The 16219-nt window shown below is 71.1% G+C and carries 17 protein-coding genes; 13 read left to right on the top strand and 4 right to left on the bottom strand.

The window, feature by feature from the left end; genetic code table 11:
- Positions 1 to 12 precede the first annotated feature (12 nt).
- From AAC944_RS34060 to mug, 10 genes are all read left to right on the top strand, one after another.
- Entirely contained in the window at positions 13 to 771 is a 759-nt protein-coding gene (locus AAC944_RS34060) for a transglycosylase SLT domain-containing protein (protein WP_196942774.1), read from the top strand.
- A gap of 77 nt (positions 772 to 848) precedes the next feature.
- Positions 849 to 1334 carry a GNAT family N-acetyltransferase gene (locus AAC944_RS34055; RefSeq protein WP_078888302.1) on the top strand — a complete coding sequence of 162 codons (486 nt, stop codon included), beginning with the start codon at positions 849 to 851 and terminating at the stop codon, positions 1332 to 1334.
- 81 nt (positions 1335 to 1415) lie between these two features.
- Entirely contained in the window at positions 1416 to 2345 is a 930-nt protein-coding gene (locus tag AAC944_RS34050) for a phenylalanine 4-monooxygenase (protein ID WP_368396649.1), read from the top strand.
- Positions 2346 to 2523: 178 nt separating this feature from the next.
- Positions 2524 to 3873, top strand: coding sequence for a hemolysin family protein (locus tag AAC944_RS34045; protein ID WP_030608441.1), 1350 nt, complete (start codon positions 2524 to 2526; stop codon positions 3871 to 3873).
- Positions 3870 to 4892 carry a hemolysin family protein gene (locus tag AAC944_RS34040; RefSeq protein ID WP_030608445.1) on the top strand — a complete coding sequence of 341 codons (1023 nt, stop codon included), beginning with the start codon at positions 3870 to 3872 and terminating at the stop codon, positions 4890 to 4892. The genes AAC944_RS34045 and AAC944_RS34040 overlap by 4 nt, the downstream gene beginning before the upstream one ends.
- 74 nt (positions 4893 to 4966) lie before the next feature.
- Positions 4967 to 5755 (top strand): SGNH/GDSL hydrolase family protein, encoded by a 789-nt coding sequence (locus AAC944_RS34035; protein WP_030608448.1) that lies wholly within the window; start codon positions 4967 to 4969, stop codon positions 5753 to 5755.
- 177 nt (positions 5756 to 5932) lie between these two features.
- Positions 5933 to 6985 carry an NAD(P)-dependent alcohol dehydrogenase gene (locus AAC944_RS34030; protein WP_030608451.1) on the top strand — a complete coding sequence of 351 codons (1053 nt, stop codon included), beginning with the start codon at positions 5933 to 5935 and terminating at the stop codon, positions 6983 to 6985.
- Between the two features lie 36 nt (positions 6986 to 7021).
- Positions 7022 to 7819, top strand: coding sequence for a DeoR/GlpR family DNA-binding transcription regulator (locus AAC944_RS34025; protein WP_030608454.1), 798 nt, complete (start codon positions 7022 to 7024; stop codon positions 7817 to 7819).
- Positions 7820 to 7878: 59 nt separating this feature from the next.
- Positions 7879 to 9312: an adenylosuccinate lyase gene (purB, locus tag AAC944_RS34020; RefSeq protein ID WP_030608458.1), complete on the top strand. Its 1434-nt coding sequence runs from the start codon at positions 7879 to 7881 to the stop codon at positions 9310 to 9312.
- Positions 9313 to 9334: 22 nt separating this feature from the next.
- Entirely contained in the window at positions 9335 to 9886 is a 552-nt protein-coding gene (gene mug / locus AAC944_RS34015) for a G/U mismatch-specific DNA glycosylase (protein ID WP_030608461.1), read from the top strand.
- Here mug and AAC944_RS34010 read toward each other — a convergent pair.
- Positions 9817 to 10329: a hypothetical protein gene (locus AAC944_RS34010; RefSeq protein ID WP_196942776.1), complete on the bottom strand. Its 513-nt coding sequence runs from the start codon at positions 10327 to 10329 to the stop codon at positions 9817 to 9819. The two genes, mug and AAC944_RS34010, sit on opposite strands and share 70 nt — an antisense overlap.
- 127 nt (positions 10330 to 10456) lie before the next feature.
- Between AAC944_RS34010 and AAC944_RS34005 the strand changes: the two genes are divergently transcribed.
- Positions 10457 to 11614, top strand: a complete 1158-nt coding sequence (locus AAC944_RS34005) for an ROK family transcriptional regulator (protein WP_030608467.1) — start codon at positions 10457 to 10459, stop codon at positions 11612 to 11614.
- Positions 11615 to 11928: 314 nt separating this feature from the next.
- Here the strand turns inward: AAC944_RS34005 and AAC944_RS34000 are convergent, their stop codons facing one another.
- The gene (locus AAC944_RS34000) at positions 11929 to 12243 is read right to left on the bottom strand and encodes a hypothetical protein (protein ID WP_196942778.1); all 315 of its coding nucleotides are present in this window, start codon (positions 12241 to 12243) and stop codon (positions 11929 to 11931) included.
- 246 nt (positions 12244 to 12489) lie between these two features.
- Positions 12490 to 12846 (bottom strand): hypothetical protein, encoded by a 357-nt coding sequence (locus tag AAC944_RS33995; RefSeq protein WP_030608472.1) that lies wholly within the window; start codon positions 12844 to 12846, stop codon positions 12490 to 12492.
- A 513-nt stretch (positions 12847 to 13359) separates the two neighbouring features.
- On the opposite strand from AAC944_RS33995, the gene AAC944_RS33990 reads away from it, so the two are divergent.
- On the top strand, positions 13360 to 14235 hold the full coding sequence (locus AAC944_RS33990; RefSeq protein ID WP_030608475.1) for a leishmanolysin-related zinc metalloendopeptidase: 876 nt from the start codon (positions 13360 to 13362) through the stop codon (positions 14233 to 14235).
- Between the two features lie 265 nt (positions 14236 to 14500).
- Here AAC944_RS33990 and AAC944_RS33985 read toward each other — a convergent pair whose 3' ends face one another.
- Positions 14501 to 15253: a GntR family transcriptional regulator gene (locus AAC944_RS33985; RefSeq protein WP_030608477.1), complete on the bottom strand. Its 753-nt coding sequence runs from the start codon at positions 15251 to 15253 to the stop codon at positions 14501 to 14503.
- Between the two features lie 249 nt (positions 15254 to 15502).
- Here AAC944_RS33985 and AAC944_RS33980 point away from each other — a divergent pair, with 249 nt between their 5' ends.
- Positions 15503 to 16213: a hypothetical protein gene (locus AAC944_RS33980; RefSeq protein ID WP_030608480.1), complete on the top strand. Its 711-nt coding sequence runs from the start codon at positions 15503 to 15505 to the stop codon at positions 16211 to 16213.
- Positions 16214 to 16219 lie beyond the last annotated feature (6 nt).

The raw sequence follows: 16219 nt of genomic DNA, 5'->3' as shown, positions 1-16219 counted from the left end.
TCGGAGCACATCGTGGCCACATGGATCTGGGCCCGCGTCGGACAGACCGAGTCACGCGATATTCCGGACAGCGTGCGCGTCGTACAGGACTGTTTACTGAAGGAATTCCCGGACGCCGATCTCGGCGCCGAGCGCGGCGCTTTCTGGGGCGGACGGACAAAGAAAGCGTACGGCCGCTGGCAGCGGCGGCTGGGATTCTCCGGGGCGGACGCGGACGGGATTCCCGGAAAACACTCCCTGACCGAGCTGGCCAAGAAGCACGGAATCGAGATACGCGGCAGGTTCGCCGAGGACAGCATCGAGCAGATCAGCACCGACCGGATCGACTTCTCCGGGCGCGGCAGCTGGGCCTCGGGCCGCGCCGCGTGCGAGCAGCACATCCGCAAGGCGTTGCGCATCATGGGCCTGCCCGATCGGTACTGGCTGCCGGGCCTGCTGACGATCGCCTCGCGCGAGAGCTCCTACAACGCGCCGGGGCGGCAGGTGAACACCACCGACAGCAATGCCAGGAACGTGCCCGAACTGTTCGGCGGACGCAACGCGCCGGACGGCTTCAAGGGCATGTGTTCGCGGGGCATGGTCCAGACCGTCCCGCAGACCTTCGCCCGCTACCACGCCGCGGGGACCAGCCGGAAGATCTACGATCCGGTGTCCTCGGCGGCCGCAGCGAGCAACTACATCATGGCGCGGTACAAGGTGGCGCGGGACGGCCACGACCTCGCCGCGAAGGTACGGCAGGCCAACCCCAGGAAGTCTCCGGGAAATTTCTGACGCCGCCGGCCCCGGACGCCGTCCCGACCGGTGGAATCCTGTGGCCCCCGGGCGGTGTCCGGTGGTGGGATGCGGGCATGAATGATCTTCGTATCCGTGCCGCACTCCCCGCCGAGCTCGATGCCGTACTGGCCTTCTGGAAGCTGGCCGCCGAGGGCACCAGCATCAGCGACGACCGGAACGGCGTGGCCCGGCTGGTCGACCGCGACCCCGAGGCGCTGCTGCTGGCCGAGCGGGACGGCGAACTGGTCGGCACGGTGATCGCCGGTTTCGACGGCTGGCGCTGTCACCTGTACCGGCTCGCGGTGCACCCGGAGCGGCGCCGGCAGGGCATCGGGCGTGCACTGCTGGTGGCGGCCGAGGAGCGGTTCGCGGCGCTGGGCGGGCGGCGCGCCGACGCGATGGTGCTCGACCGCAACGAGCTCGCGCACCAGGCGTGGCAGGCGTCCGGGTACGCGCCCGAGCCGCAGTGGAGCCGCTGGGTGCGGCACCTGGAACGGCCGGGGACGCCCGTCGGCTCCCCCGGCCCGGACACCGACGCGGATGCCAGGGCCGAGGCGTAAGGCGGACGGACCGGGGGTGCGCGGCGCGTTGACCGCTCCGGTCCGCCGGCCCGGCCGACGATGCTGGGCATGATCGATGTGATGGCACAGACACCGGTGACCCCCGACGGCCGGCTGGGCAGGGCCGAGGAGCATCCGGGGCACGCCGACCGCTCGTACGTCCGGCGGCGGGACCGTATCGCCGCCCTGGCCACGGGCCACCGGGTCGGCGCGCCCTCCCCGCTCGTGGAGTACACCGAGGAGGAGCACGCGACCTGGCGGTCCGTACTGGCCGCGCTGGCCGACGCCCAGCGGGGGCGGGTGTGCCGGGCGGTGGCCGAGGCCCGGGAGCGGGCGCCCGTGCCGGAGGGCCGGGTACCGCAGCACGCCGAGGTCGGCGACCGCCTGTACGAACTGACGGGCTTCCGGTTCACGCTGGCCGGGGGCATCGTCCCCAACGCGCGGTTCCTCGGTTCGATGGCCGACGGCTACTTCCACGCCGTGCAGTACGTCCGGCATCCGGCGATGCCCCTCTACACCTTCGAGCCGGATGTCATCCACGACATGCTCGGCCACGGCACGCATCTCAGCGATCCGTGGTTCGCCGAGCTGTACCGCACGGTGGGCCGGGCCGCGTCCCGCGTCACGTCCGACGACGCGCTGGACCTGATCAGCCGGGTGTACTGGTACAGCCTGGAGTACGGCGTCGTCCACGAGGGCGGGCGGCCGACGGCGTACGGGGCCGCTTTGCTGTCGTCGTACGGCGAGCTGCGCCGTTTCGACCGGGCCGACATCCGGCCCTGGAACCTCGCCGACATCGCCTCGCGTCCGTACCAGGTCGCCGGCTACCAGCCCGTCCTGTTCGCCGTGGAGTCGCTCGGCCACCTGTCGGAGACGCTGCACGGCTTCCTCGACGGCTTCGACGAGTCCACCCGGGACCGTCTGGGGCTGCCGCCCTTGGAGCGCCGGGGTTTCACGGGCCGTCCGGCCCCGGAACGGCGCTCCGCCCGCGAGGGCGGTCCGCACGGGTGATCAAGCGCCTTTTTTGCCGGTCCTTTACTATGGATAGTCCCCTCGCTGCTGGATACACGGAATCCGCGGCACTCCCTCGAGAAAGGTGTGAGCGTCCGGCCATGGGCGACCCTCCTAGTGGTAGTCGACATAGCGCGAACCTCCCGGCCCTGTCCGATCATGGGACGGAGGTGACCCGATGACCGAGCTGCTTCTGCTGGCCGTGGCGCTTCTGCTGACCCTGGCCTGTGGTGTCTTCGTCGCGGCCGAGTTCTCGCTGACGACCGTCGAGCGCAGCGATCTGGAACGTGCCGCCGAGCGCGGGGAGCGCGGCGCGGACAGCGCCCTGAAGGCCGTACGCGGCCTGACCTTCCAGCTCTCCGGTGCCCAGCTGGGCATCACGGTGACCGGCCTGATCATCGGCATGCTCGCCAAGTCCTCCATCGCCGCGCTGCTCGCCGGTCCCCTGGAGGCCATGGGGCTGTCGCGCTCGGCGGGCGAGAGCATCGCACTGGTCCTCGGTACGGCCATCTCCACGGTCGTCCTGATGGTCATCGGTGAGCTGGTCCCGAAGAACTGGGCGATCTCCAGCCCGCTGCCCATCGCCAAGCGGGTGGCCACCCTGCAGCGCGGCTTCAGTGCCGCGTTCAAGCCGCTGATCGGCCATCTGAACAACACCGCCAACCGTGTGGTGCGCCGGATGGGCCTGGAGCCGGCCGAGGAGCTGGCGTCCGCGCGCGGCCCGCAGGAGCTGGTGGCGCTCGCCCGGCACTCCGCCAAGGAGGGCGCGCTGGAGGCGGACACGGCCGAGCTGTTCGTCCGTACGCTGAACCTCGCCGACCTGACGGCGGAGAACGTCATGACGCCGCGGGTGCAGGTCACGGCCCTGGACGTGCAGTGCACGGCCGAGGACGTCGCCAACGCCACCCGCGCCACCGGCCTGTCCCGCTTCCCGGTCTACCGCTCCAGCCTGGACAGCATCGTCGGCGTCGCGCACATCAAGGACGTGCTCGCGATACCGGCCGCGCGGCGCCCCCGGCAACCCGTCGCGGAGATGCTCCGCGAGCCGCTGCTGGTACCGGAGACGCTGCCGGTCAACGAGCTGCTGGACCGGCTCTCCGGCAAGCGCACGATGGCCGTGGTGATCGACGAGTACGGCGGTACGGCCGGCGTCGCGACGCTGGAGGACATCGTCGAGGAGGTCGTCGGCGAGGTCGCCGACGAGCACGACCCGCAGGAGACGCCCGACCTGGCACCGGCCGGCGTGGACGAGGACGGCCGGACGCTGTACGACGCGGACGGCGCGGCCCGCGCCGACCAGCTGGAGCGGATCGGCCTGCGGATGCCGGAGGGCCCGTACGAGACGCTGGCCGGACTCATCGCCACGGAGCTGGGCCGCATCCCCGGGCAGGGTGACGAGCTGACCGTCGCCGGGTGGCGGCTGGACGTCGTGGACGCGTCGGGCCACCGTGCGGCGCGCGTGCTGCTGCACGCACCAGCGGCCGGTGACGCGCACGACGCGCGTACGCACGAGGAGGCCGCCCGATGACCGCGCTGCAGCTCTTCATCGGCCTGCTCACGCTGGTCGTCAACGCGTTCTTCGTCGGCGCCGAGTTCGCCCTGATCTCCGTGCGCCGCAGCCAGATCGAGCCGTACGCCGAGCAGGGCGACCGCCGGGCGCGCAGCGTCCTGTGGGGCCTGCAGCACGTCTCGGCGCTGATGGCCGCCGCCCAGCTGGGCATCACGCTGTGCACCCTGGTGCTGGGCGCGGTCGCCGAGCCGGCCATCGCCCACCTGCTGGAGCCGCTGTTCCATGTCACGGGCGTACCGGAGGCCCTGGTCCACCCGGTGTCGTTCGTGATCGCACTGGCCCTGGCCACGTATCTGCACATGCTCTTCGGCGAGATGGTGCCGAAGAACATCGCACTGGCCGCGCCGGTACGGAGCGCGCTGCTGCTGGGGCCGCCGCTGGTGGCGATGGCGCGGGCGCTGCGCCCGGTGATCTTCACGGTCAATTCGTTCGCGAACGGGCTGCTGAAGCTGTTGCGGGTGGAGGCCAAGGACGAGGTCGCCGCGACCTTCTCCGACGCCCAGCTGGCCAAGATGGTGGAGGACTCCTCCGACGCCGGCCTGCTGGACGACCGGGGCGCCGAGCGGCTGCGGGACGCGCTGGAGCTGGGCCGCCGCCCGGTACGGGACGTGGTCCTGCCCCTGGAGAAGGTGGTGTACGCCCGGCTGGGCGTCACGCCCGAGGGGCTGGAGGACCTGGCGGCGCGGTCCGGTTTCTCCCGCTTCCCCGTCGTCGACGACTCCCGCCGCATCCTGGGCTATCTGCATGTGAAGGACGCGCTGGACGCGATGCCGCGGGACCTGCCGTTCCAGGTGTCCTCGATGCGGCCGATCGCCCGGGTGCGGGCGGCGACGCCGCTGGACGACGTGCTGACCGCGATGCGCGGCTCGCGCACCCACCTCGCCGCCGTGATCGGCGACGACGGGCGGCTGGCCGGCCTGGTCACCATGGAGGACGTGCTGCGGGAGCTGGTGCTCCAGCAGCGGCCCGCGGCGTAACGGCGGCGGCCGCCCGGTTCCGGCGGCAGCCGCGGCGCGAGCGATCCTGTACTGCGTATAGGATCGCTCGCGCCATGGAGATGAGTGCTCAGTACACCAGTTTTGTCGCGGTCGGGGATTCCTTCACCGAGGGGATGTCGGACGCGCTGCCGGACGGCTCGTACCGCGGCTGGGCGGACCTGCTCGCCGCGCGCCTCGCCGCCCGCACGCCCGGCTTCCGGTACGCCAACCTCGCGGTGCGCGGCAAGCTGATCGGGCAGATCGCCGAGGACCAGGCGCCGGCGGCCGCCGCCATGGGCGCGGACCTGGTCACGCTGGTGGGCGGCCTGAACGACGTACTGCGCCCGAAGTGCGACGTGGCACGGGTGTGCGCACTCCTGGAGGAGGCCGCCGCGCGGCTGGCGCCCAGCTGCAAGCAGCTGGTGCTCATGCGCAGCCCGGGCCGCCAGGGCCCGGTGCTGGAACGGTTCCGCCCGCGCATGGAGATCCTCTTCGACCACATCGACGACGTGGCGCGGCGGCACGGCGCACTCGTGGTGGACCTCTACGGCTCGGCGTCGCTCGGCGACCCGCGGCTGTGGGCGGACGACCGGCTGCACCTGACGGCCGAGGGCCACGAGCGGGTCGCCGAGGCCGTCTGGCAGGCGCTCGGCCTACCGCCGGAGGCGGAGTGGGACGCGCCGCTGCCGCCGCCGGTGCCCCCGGGCTGGGTGGCCCGGCGCACGGCGGACGCCCGCTTCGCGCGCACCCATCTGCTGCCGTGGATCGGCCGCCGCCTCACCGGCCGGTCGAGCGGCGACGGCAGGCCACCGAAGCGCCCGGAACTGCTTCCGTACGAGCCCGGCGGCCCGTCCGCGTCGTGACGGGCCGCCGGGCCGGTCCGGCCTGGCCCCACCCGGCCCGGTTCGGCCTGGCCCCACCCGGCCTGGTTCGGCCTGGCCCCACCCGGCCTGGTTCGGCCTGGCCCCACCCGGTCCGGCCTCGGCAGAGTTATCGCAAAATGCGTTAACACCGGGGCCTTCCCGTGTTAGAAAAAGCCCATGACCGTCACCGCCCCGTACGACGTCCCCGAGAGCATGCGCGCCGCCGTGCTGGTCGCGCCGAAGCAGCTGGAGATCCAGGAGCGGCCCGTGCCCAGGCCGGGCCCCGGGCAGGTGCTCGTACGCGTCGAAGCCGTCGGCGTGTGCGGCTCCGACGTGCACTACTACGAACACGGGCGGATCGGCGACTTCGTCGTCCGCTCCCCCATGGTCCTCGGGCACGAACCGGGCGGCACCGTCGTCGCGCTCGGGCCCGGCGCCCGGCGGCACACCCCCGGACAGCCGGTCTCCATCGAGCCGGGCGTGCCGTGCGGCCGCTGCGCCCAGTGCCGGCACGGCCGGTACAACCTCTGCCCCGACGTGTCGTTCTACGCCACGCCGCCGGTGGACGGGGCGCTGTGCGAGTACGTGGCCGTCGACGAGGACTTCGCGCATCCGGTGCCGGAATCGCTGGGCGCGGAGGGCGCGGCACTGCTGGAACCGCTGTCCGTAGGCGTGTGGGCCGCCCGGAAGGGGCGGGTCGCGCCCGGATCGCGGGTGCTGGTGACCGGGGCCGGGCCCATCGGGCTGGTCGCGCTGCAGACCGCGCGGGCCTTCGGAGCGAGCGAGGTCGTGGTCACGGACGTGGCGCCGGAGCGGCTCGCCGTCGCGCAGGAGCTGGGTGCCACCGCGACCGTGGACGTGCGCGAGACCCGGCTCGCCGACACCGGGTACGAGCCGGACGTGCTGCTGGAGTGCTCGGGCGCGCCGGCCGCCGCCGAGGAGGGCCTGCGCACGCTCGGCCGGGCGGGGCGCGCGGTGCTGGTCGGGATGGGCGGGGACACCATCCCGCTGCCGCTCGCGCATGTGCAGAACTTCGAGATCGAGCTCACCGGCACCTTCCGGTACGCCAACACCTGGCCGACGGCCATCTCCCTGGCCGCGTCCGGCGAGGTGGACCTGGCCCGGCTGGTCACGCACCGGTACGGGCTCCAGGACAGCGAGGCGGCGCTCACTTCGGGCGCGGCCGACCCGACGGCGATCAAGGCCGTGGTGCGGCCGCAGACCGGCTGACGGCACGCCCGGACGGACGAGGGAAGGAGGACCGGGGTGCCCGCCAGAGCACGGCTGTCGCAGGCGGCCGTCGAGGAGCGCCGGCAGGACGTGCTCCGGTACGTCGCCGAGCGGGGCGAGATCCGCATCGACGATCTCGCGGCGCACTTCGGCCTCAGCCTGATGACCATGCACCGCGACCTGGACGATCTCGCGGGGCGCGGTCTGCTCCGCAAGGAGCGCGGGCGCGCGGTCGCCTTCCCGGCCCTGACCATGGAGACCGCCACCCGCTTCAGGGAGGGCGCGAACCGCGAGGTCAAGGCCGCCCTGTGCGCCGCCGCCGCGGAGCGGATCCGGCCCGGCAGCACCCTGCTGATCGACGACTCCACCACGCTGTACCCGCTGGCCGGCCTTCTGGCGGAGATCGACGGTCTCACCGTCGTCACCAATTCGGTGGGGCTGGCGCAGCGGCTGTCCGGCGCCTCCGGGACCGATGTCACACTGCTCGGCGGTCGGTACCAGGGGGACTTCAACTCCTGCACGGGGCGCGAGGTGACGCGGGCGCTGTCCCGGATCCACGCGGATCTGGCGCTGATGTCGGCGACGGCGGTGCACGGCGGCCGGCTCTTCCACCCGCTGCCGGAGTTCGTCAAGGTGAAGGAGGCGATGCTGGCCGCGGCCGCGAGCAGCCTGCTGCTCGCCGACCACGCCAAGTTCGGCAAGACCGCGACGTACTGCTACGGGGACGCCACGCTGTACGACGCGGTGCTCACCGACACCGGTACGGACGAGCGGGAGACGGCGGCCGTCCGGGAGCTCGGGGTGCCGCTGACGGTCGTGCCGGTGGGCTTGTAGCAAGCCACAATGCGGACCGTGGCGCTGGCCTGCGCGAACGAACAGTAGAATCGGCTCACGTGACTGCAAAGCCCCGCATCCCCAATGTCCTGGCCGGCCGCTACGCCTCCACCGAGCTGGCCGTCCTGTGGTCCCCCGAGTACAAGGTCAAGCTGGAGCGGAAGCTGTGGCTCGCCGTGCTCCGCGCGCAGAAGGACCTCGGCGTTGAGGTGCCCGAGCAGGCCCTCGCCGACTACGAGCGAGTCCTGGACGATGTCGACCTGGCCTCCATCGCCGAGCGTGAGAAGGTCACCCGGCACGACGTGAAGGCCCGGATCGAGGAGTTCAACGCCCTCGCCGGCCACGAGCAGGTCCACAAGGGGATGACCTCCCGCGACCTGACCGAGAACGTCGAGCAGCTCCAGGTCCGCCTCTCGCTGGAGCTGATGCGGGACCGTACCGTCGCCGTCCTCGCCCGGCTCGGCAAGCTGGCCGGCGAGCACGCCGAGCTGGTCATGGCCGGCCGCTCGCACAACGTCGCCGCGCAGGCCACCACCCTCGGCAAGCGCTTCGCCACGGCCGCCGACGAACTGCTCGTCGCCTACGCGCGCCTGGAGGACCTCCTCTCCCGCTACCCGCTGCGCGGCATCAAGGGCCCCGTCGGCACCGCGCAGGACATGCTCGACCTGCTCGGCGGCGACGCCGGCAAGCTCGCCGAGCTGGAGCAGCGGATCGCCGGCCACCTCGGCTTCGCGCAGAACTTCACCTCCGTCGGCCAGGTCTACCCCCGCTCGCTCGACTACGACGTGGTCACCTCCCTGGTGCAGCTGGCCGCAGCGCCCTCCTCGCTCGCCAAGACCATCCGGCTGATGGCAGGCAACGAGCTGGTCACCGAGGGCTTCAAGCCCGGCCAGGTCGGCTCCTCGGCGATGCCGCACAAGATGAACACCCGCTCCTGCGAGCGCGTCAACGGCCTGATGGTCATCCTGCGGGGCTACGCCTCGATGGCCGGTGAGCTCTCCGGCGACCAGTGGAACGAGGGCGACGTGTCCTGCTCCGTGGTCCGCCGCGTCGCACTGCCGGACGCCTTCTTCGCGCTGGACGGCCTGCTGGAGACCTTCCTGACCGTCCTGGACGAGTTCGGCGCCTTCCCCGCCGTCGTCGCCCGCGAGCTGGACCGCTACCTCCCCTTCCTCGCCACGACGAAGGTCCTCATGGGTGCCGTACGCGCCGGCGTGGGCCGCGAGGTCGCGCACGAGGCGATCAAGGAGAACGCCGTGGCCGCCGCGCTCGCCATGCGCGAGCAGGGCGCCGAGCGCAACGAGCTGCTGGACAAGCTCGCCGCCGACGAGCGCATCCCGCTCGACCGTGCCCAGCTGGCCGAGGCGATGGCCGACAAGCTGTCCTTCACGGGCGCCGCCGCCGACCAGGTGGCGGCCGTGGTCGCACGCATCGAGGAGATCGCCAAGGCGCACCCCGAGGCCGCGGCCTACACGCCCGGCTCCATCCTCTGACCCTCCGACCGATCGGAGCGCCGTGCCGCGTTTCACCCCCGAAGAGCTGGAAGCCGCTCGCGGCCGCCTCGTCCCGGACGTGGCAGCGCCTGGACTCCGGGTGCTCTTCTGCGGTATCAACCCGGGCTTGATGTCGGCCGCGACCGGCCACCATTTCGCCCGGCCCGGCAACCGATTCTGGCCGACGCTGCACGCCGCCGGGTTCACCCCCCGGCGGCTGCTGCCGGCCGAGGAGCAGGAGCTGCTGCGGTACGGCGTGGGCATCACCAACGTCGTGCAGCGGGCCACCGCCCGCGCCGACGAACTGACGCCGGAGGAATTCGAGGAAGGCGGCCGCCGGCTGGAGGAGAAGGTGCGCCGGCTGCGCCCTGCGTGGCTGGCGGTCGCCGGGGTCACCGCCTACCGCGCGGCCTTCGGCGACAAGCATGCCAAGGTCGGGCCGCAGGAGCGGACCATCGGCGGCGCCCGGATCTGGGTACTGCCCAACCCCAGCGGGCTGAACGCTCACTGGAACCCCACCACCCTGGCGGAGGAGTACGGCCGGCTCCGCGAGGCGGCGTTCGCCGAGGCGTGACCGCCCTGCCGGGGCAGCGGCGGCCCCGCACCGCTGCCCGGCCACACCGCCGCCACCAGCTCGTACGGCAGGAACTCGGCGGCCCTTCCCACCCCGGTGGCCACCCGGCACTCCCCCACCGCCCACACGTGCACCGTCGCGGTCAGCGCGGACAGGTCCGCCAGCGGCGGCCACTCCGGTACCCCCATCGCCGACCGCTCCAGATGGGTTGTCAGGTCCAGCACGCCGGGCGGCCCCCAGCGTAAGGACAGCACGCCGTCCAGCGCCGCCCGTTCCGCTTCGCACTCCGCCGCGACGGCCCGCTCGTCCGCCGGATCGGCGTCCCAGAACTCCTCACTCACGCGGAGCCTGAGCACGCGGCCGGCGTCGCCGGGCGCGGCGAGCGCGGCGTCGATCGCGGACAGGTGCACGGACAGGTGACCGGAAATCTGTTGCCTCGTCATGTCACCAGTAAAGACCCAGGGTCTGACAATTGGCCGTCACAGGCCGTGACCAGCGGACTTCGGGGCTCGCCGCAGGCCGTCCGACCGGTTACGATCCCGCAGACACGCGAGGCTAGGGAGACGGACGTTGGGGCGGCTCACCGGCGGGGATCCCTCTCTGCTGCGGCGGATCAACTCCGCCGTGGTGCTGCACGCGCTGCGCGCCGCCGACTCCTCCACCCTGACCCAGCTGGTACAGCTCACCGGCCTGTCCCGGCCGACCGTCGAAGGCGTCGTGGAAGGGCTCATCGAGACGGGGCTGGTCGTCGAGGCGCCCGCCGACGAGGGCGCGGCGCGGCGGCAGGGCCGGCCCGCGCGCCGGTTCCGCTTCCGCGCCGAGGCCGGGCACCTGCTGGGTATCGAGATCGGCTCGCACCGGGTCTCGGCGCTGCTGTCCGACCTGTGCGGGCGGGTGCTGGGCTCGGTCCAGCACGACGTGGACGAGGCCACCCCGGCCGACCGGCGGCTGGCGTGCGTCCGGAACACGGTCGCCGACCTGCTGCTGCGAGCGGGCGTGGCCCGCGACTCGCTGCGCGCGGTGGGCGTCGCGGGCCCCGGCATCGTGGAGGCCGACGGCAGGGTGACGCTGGGTACCGCGCTGCCGGGCTGGACGGGCCTGCCGCTGGGGGAACGGCTGCGCAAGTCCTTCCGCTGCCCGGTTCTGGTGGAGAACGACGCCAACGCGGCGGTTGTCGCCGAGCATTGGAAGGGTGCTGCGGCCGGCTCGGACGACGTGGTGTTCGTGCTGGCCGGGCTGAGCCCGGGAGCGGGTTCGCTGATCGGCGGGCGGCTACACCGCGGCTTCGGCGGGGCGGCCGGGGAGATCGGCGCGCTGCATCTGCTGGGGCGCGAGGCGACGCCCGAGACGCTGCTGTCGACGACCGGCGAACCGCTGCATCCGCTGGACGAGGCGCAGGTCGCACAGGTGTTCACGCTGGCGCGCGAGGGCGACGCACGCGCCCGGGACGCCGTACAGCGCTTCCTCCAGCGCCTGGTCCACGACGTCGCCGCGCTGGTCCTCGCCCTCGACCCGGAGATCGTCGTCATCGGCGGCTGGGCGGCCGGCCTGGACGGCGTACTGGAGCCGCTGCGCGCGGAACTGTCCCGCTACTGCCTCCGCCCGCCGCAGGTCACGCTGTCGGCCCTGGGCGAGGCGGTGGTGGCGACCGGCGCCCTGCGCCTCGCCCTCGACCACGTGGAGGAACAGCTCTTCGCGGTCGAGGGCACGGTCACGGCACGGCGCTGACCGGCACCCGGGAACCCACTCCCCGCGTGGCCGGGCGCCGAACGGGCGATGACCGAGGTGTCCGGCGGACTGGTCCGACGAGGGCCCTGGCGGGTTCGCCGAGGCCGAGCCCGGCAGGTTCGACCACGAGGACGAGCTCACGTACGCGGAGGAGCGGACTTCGCAATGAAGGGGCAGGTGACGGCGTCGGCTCCGAAGGGCGGGGCGTCCGTCGGTAGCGCGGGCCGGCATGTAACGGCGTCCGGGTGGAAGACCGTCGATCCGATGGCGAGAGAGGCGGGGGCGCGACCGGCGGTGGCCACTGAACGGCAGAACTACCGCACCACTTCGTAGAACAGTTCGTAGTGCGCATCGTCAGCGTTGAAGAAGGCCCGCTGCTCGCCGGAATCGTTCTCTCGCGCGACCCACGTCCCCAAGTAGTCATCGGGGTCGGAGTCGTCTTTTTCGTACAACTCGATAGTTGCCGTAGAAGTGAACGGCTCATCCACGTTCACTTCGCGCCACTGATTGTCATTTATCCTGGTCGGGCCCCAAACGTGGCGGCCATTGACCACCAGGTATGCGTGATCTGCGCCCCAGTTATCCTCTGTCTCGAAACAGCGAAGATTCCTCAGTTTCAATGTAGGCACGTCCGTTCCTCTCCACTTGCAACCGGTGGCAGAGCTGAGCACCATGCTCCAGGAATGGAAGAACAAGTGCTCCCTGTTTCTTCGAAGGGGGAGAGTCCCTCACCCGGGAAGTGCCTCTGACGCCGCAGGGGGCGAGAACCTTGACAATCCCCATTGCCCCCGGCCAGAGGCACTTCTTTCGCTTACCTGATCACCTGATCACCTGATCACCTGTCAGACAACACGCTTCATGCAACCGATGCCAGGTCAGCACCAGCCGAAGCACTGCCGCCAGACTTGTTTGCCTGCTGCCCGGACTACGACGCAGGCGCCGGTAGGGACGCCGAAGCGGGTGCAGATGTCCACACAGGCTTCCGCAAACGTGCCGTCGGGCAGGTCGACCGGCACGCAAATGTTGCCCGCGAACGGCACCTTCAGGCATACCTTTTTCCCCTCGGACCTCAGTGCCACGCAGCCGGCACTGACAGCGGCCGGGCCGGCCTGCGCAACCGCCTCGGGAGTCAGCATGTCGGCGGACTGCAGGTCAACCCCTTCAAAGGGGCTCCGTGCCAGAGCCAAGGCCTTATCGATGTTCTCCTGGGGGAATTCGATGTACTCGGGCATTGGTCACCCTCCTGTCTTGAGGTGGTGGATCGGCAATGTCGGTGGGACACCGCCACGGGTGTTACGAGACGGCCCATTGCTCCATCGCTGCCACGGGAAGGCTTTGGGCTACAACCGCACCCGATACGGTTGCGCTTGATCTCAGGTCGTTACAGGTGCCGAATTCGCCAATGCCGGTCCACAACTTCAAGCTCCGACGTTTCGCGGCAAACGGCATCAACTGCAGTTTGCTGAATATATGCTCGCCGCATTGAAAACTGCACTTCACTGCGCGACGGTAACAGGACAAGGGAATTGTCCCGCTTCTGTCTGGATTCTGGGGCGTGAGGGGGTTTAAGGTAATGCCTGTAAGTAGCTACGCCTCACCTGGCGTTGTACCGGTGCAAGGGATGCTGCGAGGATCGACTGGAGCGGCTCCAGTGCCTCAGGCAGGCAGGAATCCTGCGTGACGTCTACGTCTGTCCAGTAGACGCGAAACAGTGACTCCTCACACGAAGAAAGTCAGTGAGGAACATGACGGAAGAAAAGTATGAAACTTATCAGGCGCGAGCGGACGCATCGCGCGCTCAGGAAATCGCTGCGACGACTTCACCGTTCACGATCGAAGTCCGGTTCCTCGGCGGCCTGACCGCTTCTCAACGGTCTTCGTTCGCTACAGCTGCCGATCGCTGGACGAAAGTGATCGTAGGGGATCTCCCCAGCGTCACAGTCGACAACGAGAATATCGATGACGTCCTGATCCTGGCTCAGGGAGTTTCTCTTGACGGAGCCGGTAAGGTTCTGGGGCAAGCAGGCCCTACGCACATCCGCCCTCCAGGAATCGGTGCCGCGTCACTTCTCCCTGCGAAAGGGATCATGTCCTTCGACACTGCCGACCTCGCGAGCATGGAGGCAAACGGCTTGTTGAATGACCTCATTGCCCATGAGATGGGTCATGTATTGGGCGTCGGCACACTCTGGAACTCGAAATCGCTACTGAAAGGGATCGGCACGTCGAACCCCACCTTTGTGGGTGCCGGCGCGATGCAGGAATACGGCGTGCTCCGCGGCGACGGAACGCCGACACGAGTCCCGGTGGAAAACACTGGCGGCCCCGGAACTCGCGAAAGCCACTGGCGAGAGGCTGTCTTCCGCAACGAACTGATGACAGGCTTCATCGGTAACATGGTCAATCCACTCAGCAGGCTCACTGCAGCGAGCCTTGACGACCTTGGCTATCAAGCCGATCGCAGTGCCGCACAATCGTACGAGCTTCCGAACCTGCTCATGCTCGCCGAGGCCGGCGAACTCGTAGCACATGTCGCACCCATCGGCGCCGGCACTGTGCTGCCCGTCATTCCCCAGGTCCTGCCGCGCGAGAGCTTGCAGAACCAGTCGACACAGCCCTGACCACAGATGGCGAGGCAACGCCCGCCGAGGGCGACCAGGGCGCGGTGCTGCCGCTGATCCCCTGACTCAGCCAGAAGGCCGCTGGGGCCGCATCGCCGGCCGGTGCGCCCCCGGACCGTTCTCCCTGCTGTTCGAGGACGGGTGCCGCTACACCCCGTCGCCGCAGCACGCCCGCGACGGCACACTGCACGACCACCTGGTCTCGCCGGCCGACTGACCGATCCACCTACCTCGCCCCGGTTGCTGCGGGACGGGGCGGGGCGGATCAGCCGGGGAGTACGGCGAGCGTGTCGTGGTCGCCGAAGGTGAGACGGCAGGTGTCGGCGCGGTAGGTGGAGACCGCGACGGCGGTGGTGCGGCCGCCGGTCACGTACCGGGTGGTGACGACCAGGACGGGGGCGCCGGGCAGCCGGTCCAGCAGCTTGGCGTCCTCGGCGCGGGCCGAGCCCAGCTCCACGGCGCGCTCCTCGCCGTCCAGTGCGAGCAGTTGCAGTTCCTGGAGGACGGCACGGGCGCGGGCGACCGGCCCGGCGGCGGCGTCCGCGACGAGGCCGGGGACGGACTCGGCCGGTACGTAGAGCAGTTCGGCCGCGACCGGCTGGCCGTGGTCGACCCGCGTACGCCGCACGACGTGCACCGTGTCCCCCGCGCCGGCACCCAGCGCATCGGCGACGGCGGGCGGGAGGGCCGCGCCGTCCACGGCGGCCGCGTCGGCCGGCTGCCAGGCGTCGCCGGGCGCGCCGGGCCAGCTGTGCCCTGAACGGTCCACGGGCACGCCCATGCGGGGCGGGGCGACCGTGGTGCCGACGCCGCGGCGGCGCTGCAGCCGGCCTTCCAGTTCGAGCTGTTCGAGCGCCTGCCGGAGCGTCGCCCGCGCGACCCCGAAGCGCGCCGCCAGGTCCCGTTCGTTCGGCAGGATCTCGCCGACCGCGAACTCCGAGTCGAGCGCGTCACTGAGCACGGTCTTGAGGTGCCAGTACTTCGGTTCCTGCGCCGTGTCGAGCTGCGTGGTCCCCACCCTGTCCTCCGCAATCGCCGTGTCCCCGGTCCGTCTCCAGGGGCCTCCCCGGTGTCTCCCGGGTTATGAGCGCTTCTTTATTAAAGGTTGTTGAAGTATGCCTGTGACGATATGGGCGGCCCCACCCTTGGTCAAGACCAATGGGCTATCCGATGCCGTTGCGTGACCGAGTCAACACGGTCGGAGACGGCGGCCGGGCGCGCCGCGCCTGGGGGCATCGGTTCGGTTTCGGCGGGTACGGTCCCCGGCATGCTTGCCGTGCTGCACACCTCTCCCGTCCATGTCCCTGTGTTCGACGCGCTGCGCGACAGCGAGGCGCCCGCGCTGAAGCTCCGTCACCTCGTGCATCCGGAACTGCTGGACCGGGCGCGGGAGGCCGGCCCCGAGGCGGTGGCCGACGACGTACGGGGCGCCCTCGCGGCGGCCGTGGCGGAGGGCGCGACGGCCGCGTTGTGCACGTGTTCCACGATCGGTGGCGTCGCCGAGGCGGCCGGTGCGGAGTTCGACGTACCGGTGCTCCGCGCGGACCGGCCGATGGCCGCGGCCGCGGTGGCGGGCGGTGAGCGGATCACCGTCCTCGCGACGGTGGCGAGCACCTTGGAGCCGACGGTCGCACTCATCGAGGAGGAGGCGGAGCGCGCCGGGCGGCGGGTCGTGGTCCGTACGCATCTGGTGCCGGACGCCTTCGCGCTCTTCGAGGCGGACGACCACGAGGCATACCTCACCGCGGTGGCCGATGCCGTGCGGGAGGCGGACACCGACGGCAGCGCGGTGACCGTGGACGAGGCGGTGGACGACGCGGCGGACGCCGGAGCGCCCAAGAGCGCGCACGTCATCGTGCTCGCGCAGGCGTCGATGGCGCCGGCGGCCGAGTGTGCGGACGTCCGTACGGAGGTACTGACCAGCCCACGCAGCGGCCTGCGCGCGGCGGCGCGGGCGGCGGGCGTCGTGCCGCGCTAGGGTCTT

Origin of the sequence: Streptomyces sclerotialus (assembly GCF_040907265.1) — a bacterium.
Taxonomy (GTDB): Bacteria; Actinomycetota; Actinomycetes; order Streptomycetales; family Streptomycetaceae; genus Streptomyces; species Streptomyces sclerotialus.
The sequence above is the reverse complement of the archived record's forward strand: the minus strand, read 5'-3'. Positions and strand labels throughout refer to the sequence as shown.

Bases quoted from the DNA above. Each gene is read 5' to 3' on its own strand.
- AAC944_RS34055 (WP_078888302.1), top strand. From the start codon at position 849: ATGAATGATCTTCGTATCCGTGCCGCACTCCCCGCCGAGCTCGATGCC.
- AAC944_RS34050 (WP_368396649.1), top strand. From the start codon at position 1,416: ATGGCACAGACACCGGTGACCCCCGACGGCCGGCTGGGCAGGGCCGAG.
- AAC944_RS34045 (WP_030608441.1), top strand. From the start codon at position 2,524: ATGACCGAGCTGCTTCTGCTGGCCGTGGCGCTTCTGCTGACCCTGGCC.
- AAC944_RS34040 (WP_030608445.1), top strand. From the start codon at position 3,870: ATGACCGCGCTGCAGCTCTTCATCGGCCTGCTCACGCTGGTCGTCAAC.
- AAC944_RS34035 (WP_030608448.1), top strand. From the start codon at position 4,967: ATGGAGATGAGTGCTCAGTACACCAGTTTTGTCGCGGTCGGGGATTCC.
- AAC944_RS34030 (WP_030608451.1), top strand. From the start codon at position 5,933: ATGACCGTCACCGCCCCGTACGACGTCCCCGAGAGCATGCGCGCCGCC.
- AAC944_RS34010 (WP_196942776.1), bottom strand. From the start codon at position 10,329: ATGACGAGGCAACAGATTTCCGGTCACCTGTCCGTGCACCTGTCCGCG.
- AAC944_RS33995 (WP_030608472.1), bottom strand. From the start codon at position 12,846: ATGCCCGAGTACATCGAATTCCCCCAGGAGAACATCGATAAGGCCTTG.
- AAC944_RS33990 (WP_030608475.1), top strand. From the start codon at position 13,360: ATGACGGAAGAAAAGTATGAAACTTATCAGGCGCGAGCGGACGCATCG.
- AAC944_RS33980 (WP_030608480.1), top strand. From the start codon at position 15,503: ATGCTTGCCGTGCTGCACACCTCTCCCGTCCATGTCCCTGTGTTCGAC.